Source organism: Bacillus sp. XF8 (genome assembly GCF_017498755.1).
GTDB lineage: Bacteria > Bacillota > Bacilli > Bacillales > Bacillaceae_G > Bacillus_A > Bacillus_A bingmayongensis.
This window is the reverse complement of the sequence record NZ_JAGDQK010000002.1, coordinates 152,877-166,463: the sequence shown is the minus strand read 5'-3', so window position 1 is coordinate 166,463 and position 13,587 is coordinate 152,877. Positions and strand designations below refer to the sequence as shown.

Here is a 13,587-nt window from a genome sequence, read left to right as displayed (position 1 = left end):
TTTTTAGAAAATTTATAATTTTTAAATTTATGAACATCCTTATTTATATTGATTTATCAACATTGTTAACGTTTACAAAATGTCAAAAAATTTTTTTCGTCATTTTTCACTATAAAAAATATTTGCTTAGAAGAAGGATTTTTGTCAAATGATGCGAATCTATTGTATTCAATAAACGGACGTCCGATTTCGTATATTCGGGAATAAAAACGACTTTTGATTGATAAGGGGGGAAAAAGCAAAATAACATTGTATAAAAATAACAATCATATTTTCCATGTAACTTTCATAATCCTATTTAAAAAAAACGAATTGTCAAATGAAGGAGGAAAATAATATGGCATGTGTACAAATTAAAGGAACGAGACAAGAGGTAGTAGAAATGTTACAACTATTTGATTTAATGGATACGAAAGGCTTGTGTAAATTTAACAATTACGTAGAGGTGCATCCAAATGAAGAACAGAATAACAACTTCACTGCCTCGATTGACATTCAATCAAATGATGATTCTACTCAAGATCGATTAAATGATCAGTTCGTTAGTCAAATGCTTACAGGTGTGTATAACGACTAATATATTAAGTGTTTTTCTCCCTTCCCCTCTAATCGGGCTTTTATGAACTATTATCCCCCACCTCTTTGTTTTCTTTGAATTTTGAGGCGGGGGATTTTACTATCCATAAATAGTGAATAAGCCATTTCCCTACCACCTTTTTCTTAAAAATATAAATATTACCTGGAAAATAGAGCATATTACTAGATGGTAGGAGGTGAAAATTATGGCGAAAATCGGTGTTGAAAATTCTTTAACAGATGTTCAACAAGCATTACAACAAAAAGGATATGAAGTAATTTCACTACGCTCTGAAAATGACGCGCAAGGATGCGATTGTTGTGTCGTAACTGGGCAAGATTCTAACGTAATGGGAATTAGTAATGTAGCTACGAAAGGTTCTGTAATTGAAGCAAGCGGCTTAACAACGGATGAAATTTGTCAACAAGTTGAAAGTAGACTATAAAATATCGTGTCTATTGTATGTACCTTATATAAAAAGAGAAGCCCCCTTATGAAAAAGGAGACTTCTCTTTTTTATATTCACCTAACGGGAAAGTAACATATACTGGATGAAAGCCCTACCTCTCTCTCATCAACACGGTTCCTCTGACCGCTCCTGATACACTAGTATGTGTATAAGCTTATAAGTGTAACTTTTAGGGTCTGTTCACAAAAGTTGTTGATAAAATTACCCGATCTTTCGCAAACTTTTCATGTTACATTTATAAGAAATATCCAATATATACTAGCTGCAACCGAGACACGAAATATTATTTTATCATTTAATAACAAATCCGTCAATATTCATTTTAACAAAACAAAAACAGACATCCTGATTTGTCTGTTTTTAGAATGGAGCTTTTTCTTTTACTACATACACAACAAATCCGCTTACTAACATACACAAGCCGACAGTAAAATCCTTGATGTTAATCATAACTACCTCTCCCTTATTTCATTAATCATATATATTTACTTTCAGTTATATTTATCGTCCTTAAACACACTTTTTCTAATATATCATAATTCCTAAAAAATGCAAATTTACTTTTTAACGACCGTTTACAAACTTATCTACAGTACTTGGAACTGTATTTAAAGCCTTTTCAATCAAGTGTGTACCACTATGTAAATGTAACACTTGCACACCACCAGATCCCACTACTAAAAAAGCAACCGGGTCGATTGAAACTCCAGCACCACTTCCGCCTCCAAACGGATGCCCTTGTCTCACCTCTTTTTGTTGTCCTTGTCCTGCCACACTTTTTCCTACAGACGTTTCTCCTTTAAAGTCACTTCCCCCTGCACCAAACCCAAAAGCAACTTTTGAGACAGTTAAAACAACATTTCCGTCCGCTGTTGAAACAGGGCTTCCGACAATTGTATTTACATCAACCATCTCTTTTAAATTTGTCATTGCAGTTTTCATTAAGTTTTCAATTGGATGTTCCATCATTTAAACCACCTTTTTCCTCTTAATTCTTTTTTATATTTTCCAAAATAGAGGAACTCATACCAAGTTTTACAATTCATAAAAAAACACTGATCCATTATCAACTTTCTTCACCCTACAATATAAAAATAGTATAAACCCCCTTCACTTCAGCCCGATAAAGCGATAATGTGGCTATCTATTTCTTGCCGGATAAAAAAGAAAAAGATATACATACTACTAATGAACCTTGTTATGAAAGGAGACATTATTTTGACTGATAAATTTAATGAACAACGTAGAACTGAAGAAGGGGATTATAAAGAAGAATACGCAGCAGAGGTTGCTCCTCAGCGTATCAACTATGATGATAAAGACGATGCAAAATCCAAAACAGCAGGATCTACAGCAGGATTTATCGCACTTGCCCTTGCTGTATTATCACTCTTTACATTTCCTACACTCTTCGGACTCGTTTCTGTTTTACTAGGTATTTATGCCTATAATCGTGGAGCTACTGTGACCGGTGGCATCGCTGCTATTGTGGGCGGCATCGCTGCACTTGTTGCTCTTTTATTCCGCGCTGCAATCATCGGTTTATTGTTCTCACTTTTTTAAAGAAAAAAGGTATCTCGCTTTTTGCGAGATACCTTATCCTGTGAAAACATCCTCTGATGGGTATCGAATTTTTTGTTTGGCTGGTCGCGCTAAAGAAAATACCAATGTTAATGGACCGATTAATCCACAAAACATAACAAACATAATAATGCATTTTCCAATTGCAGATAACTTAGCCGTAATTCCCATCGTCAATCCAACTGTACCAAACGCTGAAATTGTTTCGAATAAAAGTTGAATAAAACTAAAGTTTTCTGTAAGCATTAATAAAAATACTGCTGTAAAAATAAGAATTTGGCTCGCAACCACAATCGCTAACGCTCTCGTTACCGTTGACATTTTGATTGTACGCTGAAATAAAACAAAATCTTCCTTCTTTCTAAAAAAGGAAATAACCGATGTAATTAAAATTACAAAAGTCGTTAACTTAATTCCTCCACCTGTTGAAACACTTCCTGCACCGATAAACATTAAAATCATCGTAAACAATATAGATGACTCTTCCATTCCTCCATAATCAACCGTATTAAATCCTGCTGTACGCGGTGTAATTCCTTGAAAAAATGAAGCCCATAGCTTTTCACTTAAAGATAATGATCCTAATGTTTTTACATTATTATACTCCAATACAAAAATCACAATCATTGCAATAACATTAAGGGCGATTGTTCCAAGAATCATAATTTTTGAATGAAGTGATAATTTTTGAAAACTACGGCTATACCATATATCAATTAATACAGTAAATCCTAAACCACCTATAACGATTAAAGAACAAATCCCAATATTAATAATAGGATCCCCTACATATCTTGTTAAATTATCTGGCCATAATGCAAATCCAGCATTATTATAAGAGGCGATAACATGAAAAATACTATAATATAAACCTTTACTAAAACCAAATTCCGGGATAAATCGAATGGATAGAAAAACAATTCCCACTAACTCAATACAAATAGAAAAAATAAAGACACGTTTCACTAGTTTTACCAGACCACCAATATTCGTTTGGTTAAATGCTTCTCCAATTAATAATCGATGACGTAAACCAATTTTTTTTCCTAATACCCATACAATTAAAATTGCGATTGTCATTAATCCAAGTCCACCGGTTTGAATTAAAAACATAATGACAATTTGACCAAACATTGTAAAAGTACTTGCAGTGTCTACGACTCCTAAACCTGTTACTGTCGCTGCTGATGTTGCTGTAAAAAAAGCATCTACCCAGCTAATTGGTTCTTTTGTTGCGAATGGTAGTTTTAATAACATTCCTCCGACAATAATTAAACAAAAAAAGCCCGTTGCTAAAATTTGCGGTGGACTTAATCGTATAAAACGATTGTAAAATCCTTGTTTTTTTGTTGCTTGCATATCACTAACTCCCTTAATAAAATAGCCCCTCTATCCGTATACTAATAGTCCCTTTTGACTGGATAAAATCTTAGGGAAAGTAATTTTCCACCTAATTTTTTTCAATTCCTCATACTTTTAGAGTACACTCATTAGTGTGGATAAATCTTTATACTCTCATAATATAGTTGAGCATAATCCTTTTTTTCATAGATTTCAACTTATATTTTCATATGATTCTAAACAACTATCAGTAGATTGTTTCTCTCTTATTCCCCTAATAGAAGCTCCTTACTTAAAAAGCTTTCATTAACAATTCTTTCTCTACTTTCACTGAACCTTAAAGTTTTGGTATTACTACTTGTTAATACAGAATTCAACTAAAAGATTCTTATACCTTTCACTTCGAATTCACATTGAAGTCACATCTATCTTTTATATTAGAACTATCGAAGCTGTTCCTCCCTAATAATGAGACATTCCCCAGTGTCTCGAACAGCTTTCCATCCCTAATTAAAATTGACATAAATTTTTCCCCTTCCATGACCATCTTGTACCAACAAGATGGTCTATTTTTTTATTCACCATTAATGGCACCCTGACTAATTCAATAACAATCCATCCGACTACGAAGCCCCTAACTATTTTCTACCTTTCGTTTCCTATTCAAAAAGAGGGGAATTTTTAAAATCCCCACACCTTTCACTTCAAGTTCACATTGAAGTCACATCTATCTTTTATATTAGAACCATCGAAGCTGTTCCTCCCTAATAATGAGACATTCCCCAGTGTCTCGAACAGCTTTCCATCCCTAATTAAAATTGACATAAATTGTCCCCTTCCATGGCCATCTTGTATGAACAAGATGGTCTATTTTTTTATCTTAAAATACAATTCAAATTCATATTCTTCTATATCAGAAAACAAATATAATACAGACAGCTCAGCAGCCTCATAAAAAAGGAGTGAATAGATTCACTCCTTTCTTGATTTGCTTCCTTTTTTCGAACGATATTCTTTTCCTTTATTGTCATTACCAGTTACAAATTCCGAACTAAACTCTTGTTGGAATTGTCCTGTTTTCGGTGAACCTTGATTTCCACTTCCTTGACTACCGTTACGATTCGTCATCTTGTTCCCTCCTTTCATCTTCCATCATTGATAGTATGTCTTTCCGATCACGATCATACACATCACATTCTTTTATATAAAAAAATTCAATTTTCATTTTATATAAAGTGAAAATCGAATCAGTAGAAGTTTTCTTCATCCCCCACCTAACTTCTTTGTTTTCGCTGAATCTTGAGATGAGGGTTGCGGGATAAATAAAAAATCCCCCAAACAAGGAAGAATTCTCTACTAATCATAATTCATATAGCTTTTTCTATATAAGTTTTTGCGAAATAGATATCATTAGATGCATCTCTTCTTCAGATAAAGCTGAAAATCTTTCTTGTAAATACTTTTTTTTCGCAAATTCCATTTTTGCAACTAACTCTTTTCCTTGTTTCGTAATTTCCAAATATACAACACGACGATCAGATGTAGAACGTGAACGCGTCACAAAACCTTTATTAATTAGCTTTTCTGTAACAGCTGTAATATGACTGTTTGATACATGCAGTTCATTCGCTACGCGAGAAACCATCTCTTTTTCATTACGATTTAATATACGGAGTACGAGAAACTCATTCCATGGTATGTAATCTCCAAAAATTTTTCCAATATCATTACGCAATGAACGAAACATAGCAAAAACATTTGCCGATAAATCCTCCATTAATTGTTCACGATTATGAGACAACGTTTACATCTCCCTTTTATTTCATATAGTTAAATAAAAACTTTATTAATTATATTACCTTATATCTTACATTTTGTCATCTTTTTTTCCTATACAATCCTTTATAATACATTTACTTACTCAGTAGATACAATCCAAACACAAAACCCGGTAGTAAAAATTCTCCTTCATTTACTAGAGCACGTATTATTTAATATCCATTTTGAAATAAATGATACAGGTTGCTTTTCTAACATGCTGAAACTCACATCAGCCAGAAAAAGGGTGCGATTTGTCGCATCCTTTTTGTTTTGATTTCCAATTGAATATTCATGCTATAATAAATCATGAAATATTTCCCATTTTGTAAGATGAATGATTTGGAGGTGTATTATGAATTCAGATGAAGAAAAGTTTTCGGATTTAAGCGGAAAAGATAAAACAATTGTTATTAGTAGCATTACCCTTCTTATAATTTTTGCTATTGCACTTATCTTCTTTATGTATGTCGGAGTTTTTCGTCTCATTGGTGTAGAATATACATCACGAACTGCACTACTTCTCTTTTTTTTATTAGCCCTTATACTAGATGGAATTAGTAGTTTCTTAATTTTATTTTTCAAAGTACTTTTAACCCCCCTACTCAAACACATGCCAAAATGGATGGCCTTTTCACTTCTTTCTCTCATAGAAATCTCACTTGATTGGCTCGTTATTCATATTGCAGATGATTGGATGGAAAGCGTTACGATTTCAAATAGAGCTGAACTACTTATTGTCCTTGTCTTTTTTACCTTGGATAAAGTATGGCCTACTGATAACAAAAAGAAAGAGTAAGATTACAAGCATTTCACAATAAAAATTGATACAATAAAAACAAAATATATGAAAGAGGTGTTACATATGACATTACAACAATGGGCTGATAAAGGTATGTCCTTTGATACATATGTAAATGACATGACTGTAAATCAATATGAATTACTACATATTTATAATAATTTTTTAATTCCGAACGAATTGCTTCCCGTTTTAGAAGAACGTCAAAACGACGGATGGAAAGTTATTGTACTAACCGCTGATTGGTGCGGTGATGCCCTTCTATGTGTACCTATTATGAAACGAATTTGTGAAGTTTCTAATATTGATATGCGATTACTTATCCGCGATGAAAACCTAGAATTAATGGATCAATATTTAACGAATGGAACAGCACGTGCCATTCCAATCTTTATTTTTATTGATAAGGATGGAAACGAACAAGCAGTTTGGGGACCACGCGCTCCAAAAGTACAAGAATTAGTAACTTCTATGCGTGCTACATTACCTGAAAAAGATGATCCACAATTTGAAGAAAAACAGAAAGAAATGTACGCTAATTTCCGAGCAACATTAGCTGATGACACTTCACTTTGGGAACATGTCATGGAAAGTATGATTGAAAAAATAGTAAAATAAAAAAACTGCCAAATGGCAGTTTTTTTACATAATGAAGAAATAGAACACCGCAGCTAAAATAAAACGATAATATGCAAATGGTGTTAACTTTACACGAGCTAATAATTTTAAGAATGAAACAATCGCAAGCATCGCTACAAGGAAAGCCGTAATAAAACCAGTTGCAAATAATGTGATATCTGCTGAACTTAATACGTCCCAACTTTTAATTAAATCTAATCCTGACGCTGCAACCATCATTGGTACCGCTAAAATAAATGTATATTCAGCAGCTGCTGTATGAGATACACGAGCTAATAATCCACCACTGATTGTAGATCCAGAACGTGAAAATCCTGGCCATAATGCTAAACATTGGAACATTCCAATTGTGAATGCTTGTTTATACGTGATTTCATCTAATGTTTTTGCTGTACTTGGTCTTGAAAATTTTTCAGCGACAATCATTAAAATCCCACCAACGATTAAACTAACAACAACGGGTCCTGGTCCAAATAAAACTTCTTTAATTTTACTATGGAATAACACACCAATTACTCCCGCTGGAATCATACCAATAATGATATGTAATAAATTTAAAGATGGCCCTTGTGTTACTTTTCCAATCCCAACCAATGACCATAAACGTTTCCAAAATACAACGACAACTGCTAAAATCGATCCCAATTGGATGACAACTTCAAATACTTTTGCTCTATCATCATCAAATCCAATTAAATGTCCTGTTAAAATCATGTGTCCCGTTGATGAAACCGGTAAAAATTCCGTTAACCCTTCAACAGCTCCCATGATTAAACCAATTAACCAATCAGCCACGAGTAGTGCCTCCTTAATACCTTATATGTACTTTTTTTCACACCTTATCATAATACCTTATCCATTTTCAAAGTGCATCCTTTTTTTCATTCTTTCAAAATATAACAGTACATTCACATATATGTATTTCTTTTCTATTTTCTTATTAAATTGTATGATAGAAAGAGTTTGGTCCTACATAGAAAGGAGCTTTTATGAAAGAAACCAATTCATTCTTACAAAAAATAAAACAATTTGTATTACTATTTTTCCCGATTTTTGTAACGCAAATGTCTTTATTTGCAATGAGCTTTTTTGATACAACAATGTCAGGTCATGCAAGTGCTACTGATTTAGCAGGCGTTGCAATTGGAACAAGTATATGGATTCCTGTTAGTACTGGATTAACAGGAATCTTAATGTCTACTACTCCTATTATCGCTCACCTTGTTGGCTCAAAACAAAAAGAGGATGTTCCTCATGTCGTCATACAAGCCGTATATTTAGCAATTGGAGTTAGTTTACTTGTTATTTTCATCGGTTTCTTTGCCGTTTCACCAATTCTAAAAGGCATGCATTTAGAAGAGCAAGTTGAACACATTGCTTCTCAATTTTTAAGCATTATTGCAATTGGTATCATTCCTTTATTTGTCTATACTGTATTACGTGGGTTTATTGATGCATTAGGAAAAACGCGTACAACAATGATTATTACACTGCTTTCCTTACCTATTAACGTCATTTTAAACTATGTATTTATTTTTGGTCATTTCGGCTTTCCGAAACTAGGAGGCGTTGGCGCAGCAATTGCTTCTACCGCGACATATTGGTGCATTTTATTTATTACGATTATTATTATCCGAACGAAAGAACCCTTTGCATCTTTTGGTATCTTCAGACGTTTATACCGACTTTCTATTTCAAGCTGGAAAGAATTATTAAAGCTTGGGGTACCTATTGGATTTGCCATCTTTTTTGAAACGAGTATTTTTGCTGCTGTAACACTCATGATGAGTAATTTTAGTACAACAACAATTGCTGCACATCAAGCAGCAATGAACTTTGCTTCGCTTTTATATATGACACCTTTAAGTTTAGCAATGGCTATGACAATTGCAGTTGGTTTTGAAGTTGGAGCAAGTCGCTATGAAAATGCAAAACAATACAGTTTTATCGGAATTGGTTTGGCACTTGCTTTTGCCTTATTATATTCTATCCTACTCTTTTTCTTTGACGATCAAATTGCATCTATTTATACAACAGATATTGCTGTTCATGATTTAGCAAAAGAATTTCTCATTTTTGCAATTTTATTTCAAATCTCCGATGCAATTGCTACTCCAGTGCAAGGTGCACTCCGTGGTTATAAAGATGTGAATATGGCGTTAATTATGACACTTATTGCCTACTGGATCATCGGTCTACCACTCGGTTATATATTAGCAACCTATACTTCTTGGGCAGCGAAAGGTTATTGGATCGGTCTTATTATAGGACTAGCATTTGGAGCTACCTTTTTGCTTGTTCGTCTCTTTCAAGTACAACGTAAATATAAACCACAAGAAAGTCACTAATCATAGTGGCTTTTTTCATCATGCATAGTTCCTCTTTAAACGTGTAACATAATGAAAAAGAAAGGTGTAAATCTATGGATGAAAAGAAAAAACAGCAGCACTACGATGAGGAATTTGCTCCTGAAATCTCACCTGGATACAGACAAGATATTCATAAACCGCCTCAATATAAAAACACTTCCTTTTTAATTGGAATTAGTATTTTCGGGGCAATACTACTTATACTCATTTTTTTCGTCTACTTTTAATGAAAGGAGAATTATGTATGGCAAAACAATCCTCAATCTTTTCTAAAAGAGTTGTAAAAACACAAAAAGGTTATGCAGGTAATTCTGTAAATGTGCATAAGCAAATCGAACAAGGGAATTTAGAAATCGCAAAAAAAGAAATTGGTCAACAAAACGAGAACCTTTAAAAATGAAAATGTCCCCAGTTACTGGGGACATTTTATTCTACATGTTGCCGCTGCTCCTTAATCTTAAACACATTATTTTCTTTTACAATCCTCATCTTATAGTTTAAGCTCATTTCATCTCTCTTACCATTCTCAATACCCGAAACATAAGCTATAGCACAGTAAGTAAAGCTTTCATCCGATTCTTCGCATATTTCTTCATTAGCAAATTTATATTTCAAATCATGAAAACGATTCGGATAATAGTTTCTCATTAATTGTTCATAACCACTCTCTTTACTATCTTCCGCAAAGATTTCCATCCCTATCTTTTTTATCCCCTTTTTAACATGAATAGCAAAGACAGATAATTGCGCTGTAACAAGATACTCATCGATTCTTTTCTTTTCATCAAAAGTTAGCTGTTGTACTTCTTTTCTCTTTAATTCGTCAGATATTTGATACTCACTTTTCGGCTTAAATTTCGCAAAGGCTTGAATTTTATAAAGTGAAACTTTAATCAGTAAGGGGGCTCTTTATCCCCTGACTGATTATTAGCCCTCACCAATCGGGCTTTTACGGGCAGTTGATCCCCCGCCTAACTCTCCTTTGCCTTCGTTGAATTTTTAGGTGCAGGGTCTTACTGCCCGTTAATGCGGGATAAATTCCTAAAAACAAAACACAAACGAACAATATCATCATTGCTATTTTTTTGTTTTTATTTCGCATCATGTACCCTTTCTTTAAGTCATTCATCTTATTTTATCATAAAGAAAGAAAATTCTGTTATTATAGAATTAACATAGCTTATCCAAAAAAGAAATGAGGAAAATCATATGCACCCTTACAGGCAATATATACAACAAGCACTATCGAATATCGCCATACACTCTTATGAACAAAATGATAATGGCTGGGATAATGTAGCCTTTATTATTAATAATGAATGGCTCTTCCGTTTCCCACGTAAATCCAAGTATGCAGAGCGAATACCTCGTGAAAAACAACTATGCGATGTACTTTCTCAATCATTACAAGAAATAGAAGTTCCAAAATACCACATTTTATATAAAAACGAATCAGATTTAATTCCATTTTGTAGTTACTATAAACTCATTCATGGAGAGCCATTAACAGCACAAACAATAGAAAGATTAACTGTAAAAGAACGTGAAACAGTTATCACGCAGCTTGCTACCTTTCTCGCTTTTTTACATACCATCCCGATAGAACATGCTGTAAACTGGAAGTTTGATGCTGAGAAGCCTATCTCATATTGGCGACAGGTTCAAACGAAATTACACGATTATCTTTCTCCAACACTTACATCGCTTGAAAGAATAGCTTTTGATTGTTTATTCGAAGATTTTTTTGAACATATGCATACATCTGATTTCCAAAAAACAATGATCCACGCTGACTTGACACATCATCACATTTTATTTGATGGGGAGAAAAGAAGCGTTGCTGGTATTATCGATTTTGGTGATGCTCAAATTGGAGATCCTGCCTTTGACTTTGCTGGATTATATAATGATTTCGGTAGCGAATTTACAGAGGATATATATAAACAATACTGTACTCTCACTCCCCATCATGATTCATCTTTCTTTAAGCGTGTCATTCAATTTTATCAATATAGTCCATTGCTCCATAACCTTGTTTATAGCTTTGAAACAAATAATGAACAGGAAATTAAAAACAATCTAAAGAATTTACAAACCATACTTCAGGGAACGAATTAAGTTCTTTCCCGATTCTCCTTTTCCTCGTATATCATTAACTTCTTATCCATTTCTACAATTAATTTATACATTTGAAACGCCTGCAAAATTTGCAATTGAATGGAGAAAGGAGCCTGTTGTTCTTTTAACCATTGAAATACTTTCACTTCATTTTCCATTGTTTATTCCCCCCATCATAAGTTCCCCTACGTATATACCGTAAATGATGAAAAGCTTTTCATGTCAATAATAAAAAGGATGCAATTTTGCATCCTTTTAATGTAATATAGATTTTTTATGAATTAGTGTCTCTTGCTCTTTGTCTACTTTACATTCATTTCGAAAAGCACAACCATTACATTCAGAGCGAAATGTACGTTCTGTGTAATGTTCTGGTTGCTGTAACATCTCTTTCATCCTATGTAAATCACTCATACCAACTATAATATCTTGCTCTTTTGGAACATAATCATACCTAGTTCCTTCTATTAAATTAACAATTTCAATTTTTTCAGGAAGAACTCCAAAAGCTTTATAACTAAAAACAGCCGTTAGCTTCTGACAAAGAGCAAGCATCTCTTCATTTGCATCAACAACATACTTTTTAATTACAAACGATTGCGCGGACCATTCACCAACTTCAAACGTTAATGAAATGTGCACACCTAACTCTTCCATATATGTTTGTAATTTTTCATATAAAAATAAAGGCGGTGTTTTACTTGCATCATGTTTCACAAACTGCAGTAGATGGTCTGTTAGCTTTGCAAGAACAATATAATATTCCGCTTTAGAAGAGAACATGCCAATACGTACTTTACTCCAATGTCTTTCTAGTAGTTCTAACAGAAGCACTGTTGTTTGTTTTACTACCGGTGATGTGTAATAGTCACTAATAATTTGATTTACAATTGCTTGAATCATTTGTTGCCATTCAAATGAAGAAGGTTCTCTTCTTTTTATATGGCGAAAATAAAACTTATGTGGACAACGCATAAAATCATATAAATGATAATCTGTCATCGTTTTAATTGATATTTTCCCCTGCACCCATCTTCATCTCCCTCTCGCCATTAAGAAAGGTGTTTTACAAATTCAGCACCAAATTGAAGACATTTCTCTACATCTTCATCTTCCGGCGTTAATTCTACTTTTAGCCCTTCCATTACAACTTCAGCACCGCGCTCTCGTAATTTTTCTTCTAAAATATCAACAGCTGCACCGTATTTCGGATAAGCAGAATCACAAGATCCAAATACCGCTGCTTTTTTACCTGTTAAATGAATTTCTTCCATTTCATCATAAAAATCTAAGAAATCATCAGGAAGTTCACCATCTCCCCACGTATACGCTCCTAAAATAATCCCATCATAGTCTTCTAGTACAGAAGCCTCTGGCGTAGTCATAATGTCAATCACTTCAATCTCATTTCCTGTTTCACGAATCGCTCCAGCTATATGATCAGCCATCTCCTCTGTATTTCCACTCATACTTGCAAAAATCATTACAAATTTACTCAACTGACTCTCTCCCTTGATTATGTATATCTTTTTCTATTTTATTTGTTTTTTTCTCATCTACATATTCAGCACGAATTACATTTCGTTGCCATTCTATATATTTATCTTTATTTTTAAATTCCCTTTGTCCAAGGCGAAATGCTTTTCTCATCTCTCCCTCATCCATTCTTTTATCTGTTTATCTCACTGATAATAATTATCAATTTCAACTATATAACTAGATTAATTGAAAACGATTATCAAAGTCAATAACTATTTTTAAAAAAATAATGAAATGGTACAAGCTTGTCTGCCAGCTATTCATATACTATAAATGAGCATAGTTCTTTCTCAACCCTCTCTAACGGAAAGACATAGAAGCAACTGCGTTAATC

At 33.5% G+C, this 13,587-nt stretch carries 21 protein-coding genes; 9 read left to right on the top strand and 12 right to left on the bottom strand.

Annotated elements, in window-relative coordinates:
- Positions 1 to 337 precede the first annotated feature (337 nt).
- Positions 338 to 577, top strand: a complete 240-nt coding sequence (locus tag J4P91_RS01310) for a DUF3911 family protein (RefSeq protein WP_017152624.1) — start codon at positions 338 to 340, stop codon at positions 575 to 577.
- Positions 578 to 782: 205 nt separating this feature from the next.
- Positions 783 to 1,022: a YkuS family protein gene (locus J4P91_RS01305; RefSeq protein ID WP_017152625.1), complete on the top strand. Its 240-nt coding sequence runs from the start codon at positions 783 to 785 to the stop codon at positions 1,020 to 1,022.
- A gap of 384 nt (positions 1,023 to 1,406) precedes the next feature.
- On the opposite strand, the gene J4P91_RS01300 is transcribed toward J4P91_RS01305, so the two are convergent.
- Positions 1,407 to 1,496 carry a hypothetical protein gene (locus tag J4P91_RS01300; protein ID WP_017152626.1) on the bottom strand — a complete coding sequence of 30 codons (90 nt, stop codon included), beginning with the start codon at positions 1,494 to 1,496 and terminating at the stop codon, positions 1,407 to 1,409.
- A 114-nt stretch (positions 1,497 to 1,610) separates the two neighbouring features.
- Positions 1,611 to 2,012 (bottom strand): GerW family sporulation protein, encoded by a 402-nt coding sequence (gene ytfJ / locus J4P91_RS01295; RefSeq protein WP_207992659.1) that lies wholly within the window; start codon positions 2,010 to 2,012, stop codon positions 1,611 to 1,613.
- A gap of 234 nt (positions 2,013 to 2,246) precedes the next feature.
- On the opposite strand from ytfJ, the gene J4P91_RS01290 reads away from it, so the two are divergent.
- The gene (locus tag J4P91_RS01290; RefSeq protein WP_207992658.1) at positions 2,247 to 2,609 is read left to right on the top strand and encodes an imidazole glycerol phosphate synthase; all 363 of its coding nucleotides are present in this window, start codon (positions 2,247 to 2,249) and stop codon (positions 2,607 to 2,609) included.
- Between the two features lie 33 nt (positions 2,610 to 2,642).
- On the opposite strand, the gene J4P91_RS01285 is transcribed toward J4P91_RS01290, so the two are convergent.
- The 4 genes from J4P91_RS01285 to J4P91_RS01270 form a co-directional block, all read right to left on the bottom strand.
- On the bottom strand, positions 2,643 to 3,986 hold the full coding sequence (locus J4P91_RS01285) for a TrkH family potassium uptake protein (protein ID WP_207992657.1): 1,344 nt from the start codon (positions 3,984 to 3,986) through the stop codon (positions 2,643 to 2,645).
- A gap of 954 nt (positions 3,987 to 4,940) precedes the next feature.
- Positions 4,941 to 5,096: a hypothetical protein gene (locus J4P91_RS01280; protein WP_000184937.1), complete on the bottom strand. Its 156-nt coding sequence runs from the start codon at positions 5,094 to 5,096 to the stop codon at positions 4,941 to 4,943.
- Positions 5,083 to 5,235 (bottom strand): hypothetical protein, encoded by a 153-nt coding sequence (locus tag J4P91_RS01275; RefSeq protein WP_207992656.1) that lies wholly within the window; start codon positions 5,233 to 5,235, stop codon positions 5,083 to 5,085. The genes J4P91_RS01280 and J4P91_RS01275 overlap by 14 nt, the downstream gene beginning before the upstream one ends.
- A gap of 114 nt (positions 5,236 to 5,349) precedes the next feature.
- Positions 5,350 to 5,769 (bottom strand): MarR family winged helix-turn-helix transcriptional regulator, encoded by a 420-nt coding sequence (locus J4P91_RS01270; RefSeq protein ID WP_017152631.1) that lies wholly within the window; start codon positions 5,767 to 5,769, stop codon positions 5,350 to 5,352.
- A gap of 372 nt (positions 5,770 to 6,141) precedes the next feature.
- On the opposite strand from J4P91_RS01270, the gene J4P91_RS01265 reads away from it, so the two are divergent.
- Positions 6,142 to 6,585: a YrvL family regulatory protein gene (locus J4P91_RS01265; RefSeq protein WP_207992655.1), complete on the top strand. Its 444-nt coding sequence runs from the start codon at positions 6,142 to 6,144 to the stop codon at positions 6,583 to 6,585.
- 66 nt (positions 6,586 to 6,651) lie between these two features.
- A complete protein-coding gene (locus tag J4P91_RS01260) occupies positions 6,652 to 7,206 on the top strand; it encodes a thioredoxin family protein (protein WP_207992654.1) in 555 nt (184 codons plus the stop codon).
- 24 nt (positions 7,207 to 7,230) lie between these two features.
- On the opposite strand, the gene uppP is transcribed toward J4P91_RS01260, so the two are convergent.
- Positions 7,231 to 8,022: a bacitracin resistance undecaprenyl-diphosphatase gene (uppP, locus tag J4P91_RS01255; protein ID WP_017152634.1), complete on the bottom strand. Its 792-nt coding sequence runs from the start codon at positions 8,020 to 8,022 to the stop codon at positions 7,231 to 7,233.
- 194 nt (positions 8,023 to 8,216) lie between these two features.
- Here uppP and J4P91_RS01250 point away from each other — a divergent pair, with 194 nt between their 5' ends.
- From J4P91_RS01250 to J4P91_RS01240, 3 genes are all read left to right on the top strand, one after another.
- Entirely contained in the window at positions 8,217 to 9,575 is a 1,359-nt protein-coding gene (locus J4P91_RS01250; protein ID WP_207992653.1) for an MATE family efflux transporter, read from the top strand.
- Positions 9,576 to 9,649: 74 nt separating this feature from the next.
- Complete coding sequence (locus J4P91_RS01245; RefSeq protein ID WP_207992652.1) at positions 9,650 to 9,823, top strand: 2-isopropylmalate synthase; 174 nt, start codon at positions 9,650 to 9,652, stop codon at positions 9,821 to 9,823.
- A gap of 17 nt (positions 9,824 to 9,840) precedes the next feature.
- Positions 9,841 to 9,990 carry a hypothetical protein gene (locus J4P91_RS01240; RefSeq protein ID WP_207992651.1) on the top strand — a complete coding sequence of 50 codons (150 nt, stop codon included), beginning with the start codon at positions 9,841 to 9,843 and terminating at the stop codon, positions 9,988 to 9,990.
- Positions 9,991 to 10,022: 32 nt separating this feature from the next.
- Here the strand turns inward: J4P91_RS01240 and J4P91_RS28715 are convergent, their stop codons facing one another.
- Positions 10,023 to 10,292: a BlaI family transcriptional regulator gene (locus J4P91_RS28715; RefSeq protein ID WP_243763661.1), complete on the bottom strand. Its 270-nt coding sequence runs from the start codon at positions 10,290 to 10,292 to the stop codon at positions 10,023 to 10,025.
- A 513-nt stretch (positions 10,293 to 10,805) separates the two neighbouring features.
- Between J4P91_RS28715 and J4P91_RS01230 the strand changes: the two genes are divergently transcribed.
- Positions 10,806 to 11,714: an aminoglycoside phosphotransferase family protein gene (locus tag J4P91_RS01230; protein ID WP_207992650.1), complete on the top strand. Its 909-nt coding sequence runs from the start codon at positions 10,806 to 10,808 to the stop codon at positions 11,712 to 11,714.
- Here J4P91_RS01230 and J4P91_RS01225 read toward each other — a convergent pair.
- From J4P91_RS01225 to J4P91_RS01210, 4 genes are all read right to left on the bottom strand, one after another.
- Positions 11,711 to 11,872 (bottom strand): hypothetical protein, encoded by a 162-nt coding sequence (locus J4P91_RS01225; protein ID WP_207992649.1) that lies wholly within the window; start codon positions 11,870 to 11,872, stop codon positions 11,711 to 11,713. The genes J4P91_RS01230 and J4P91_RS01225 overlap by 4 nt on opposite strands.
- A gap of 97 nt (positions 11,873 to 11,969) precedes the next feature.
- The gene (locus tag J4P91_RS01220; protein WP_207992648.1) at positions 11,970 to 12,743 is read right to left on the bottom strand and encodes a hypothetical protein; all 774 of its coding nucleotides are present in this window, start codon (positions 12,741 to 12,743) and stop codon (positions 11,970 to 11,972) included.
- 23 nt (positions 12,744 to 12,766) lie between these two features.
- Positions 12,767 to 13,213 (bottom strand): flavodoxin, encoded by a 447-nt coding sequence (locus J4P91_RS01215; protein WP_017152642.1) that lies wholly within the window; start codon positions 13,211 to 13,213, stop codon positions 12,767 to 12,769.
- On the bottom strand, positions 13,206 to 13,364 hold the full coding sequence (locus tag J4P91_RS01210; RefSeq protein ID WP_207992647.1) for a hypothetical protein: 159 nt from the start codon (positions 13,362 to 13,364) through the stop codon (positions 13,206 to 13,208). The genes J4P91_RS01215 and J4P91_RS01210 overlap by 8 nt, the downstream gene beginning before the upstream one ends.
- Positions 13,365 to 13,587 lie beyond the last annotated feature (223 nt).

Coding starts and splice junctions, on each gene's coding strand:
- J4P91_RS01310 (WP_017152624.1), top strand. CDS start 338: ATGGCATGTGTACAAATTAAAGGAACGAGACAAGAGGTAGTAGAAATG.
- J4P91_RS01305 (WP_017152625.1), top strand. CDS start 783: ATGGCGAAAATCGGTGTTGAAAATTCTTTAACAGATGTTCAACAAGCA.
- J4P91_RS01300 (WP_017152626.1), bottom strand. CDS start 1,496: ATGATTAACATCAAGGATTTTACTGTCGGCTTGTGTATGTTAGTAAGC.
- ytfJ (WP_207992659.1), bottom strand. CDS start 2,012: ATGGAACATCCAATTGAAAACTTAATGAAAACTGCAATGACAAATTTA.
- J4P91_RS01290 (WP_207992658.1), top strand. CDS start 2,247: ATGAAAGGAGACATTATTTTGACTGATAAATTTAATGAACAACGTAGA.
- J4P91_RS01285 (WP_207992657.1), bottom strand. CDS start 3,986: ATGCAAGCAACAAAAAAACAAGGATTTTACAATCGTTTTATACGATTA.
- J4P91_RS01280 (WP_000184937.1), bottom strand. CDS start 5,096: ATGACGAATCGTAACGGTAGTCAAGGAAGTGGAAATCAAGGTTCACCG.
- J4P91_RS01275 (WP_207992656.1), bottom strand. CDS start 5,235: ATGAAGAAAACTTCTACTGATTCGATTTTCACTTTATATAAAATGAAA.
- J4P91_RS01265 (WP_207992655.1), top strand. CDS start 6,142: ATGAATTCAGATGAAGAAAAGTTTTCGGATTTAAGCGGAAAAGATAAA.
- J4P91_RS01260 (WP_207992654.1), top strand. CDS start 6,652: ATGACATTACAACAATGGGCTGATAAAGGTATGTCCTTTGATACATAT.
- J4P91_RS01250 (WP_207992653.1), top strand. CDS start 8,217: ATGAAAGAAACCAATTCATTCTTACAAAAAATAAAACAATTTGTATTA.
- J4P91_RS01245 (WP_207992652.1), top strand. CDS start 9,650: ATGGATGAAAAGAAAAAACAGCAGCACTACGATGAGGAATTTGCTCCT.
- J4P91_RS01240 (WP_207992651.1), top strand. CDS start 9,841: ATGGCAAAACAATCCTCAATCTTTTCTAAAAGAGTTGTAAAAACACAA.
- J4P91_RS28715 (WP_243763661.1), bottom strand. CDS start 10,292: ATGGAAATCTTTGCGGAAGATAGTAAAGAGAGTGGTTATGAACAATTA.
- J4P91_RS01230 (WP_207992650.1), top strand. CDS start 10,806: ATGCACCCTTACAGGCAATATATACAACAAGCACTATCGAATATCGCC.
- J4P91_RS01225 (WP_207992649.1), bottom strand. CDS start 11,872: ATGGAAAATGAAGTGAAAGTATTTCAATGGTTAAAAGAACAACAGGCT.
- J4P91_RS01210 (WP_207992647.1), bottom strand. CDS start 13,364: ATGAGAAAAGCATTTCGCCTTGGACAAAGGGAATTTAAAAATAAAGAT.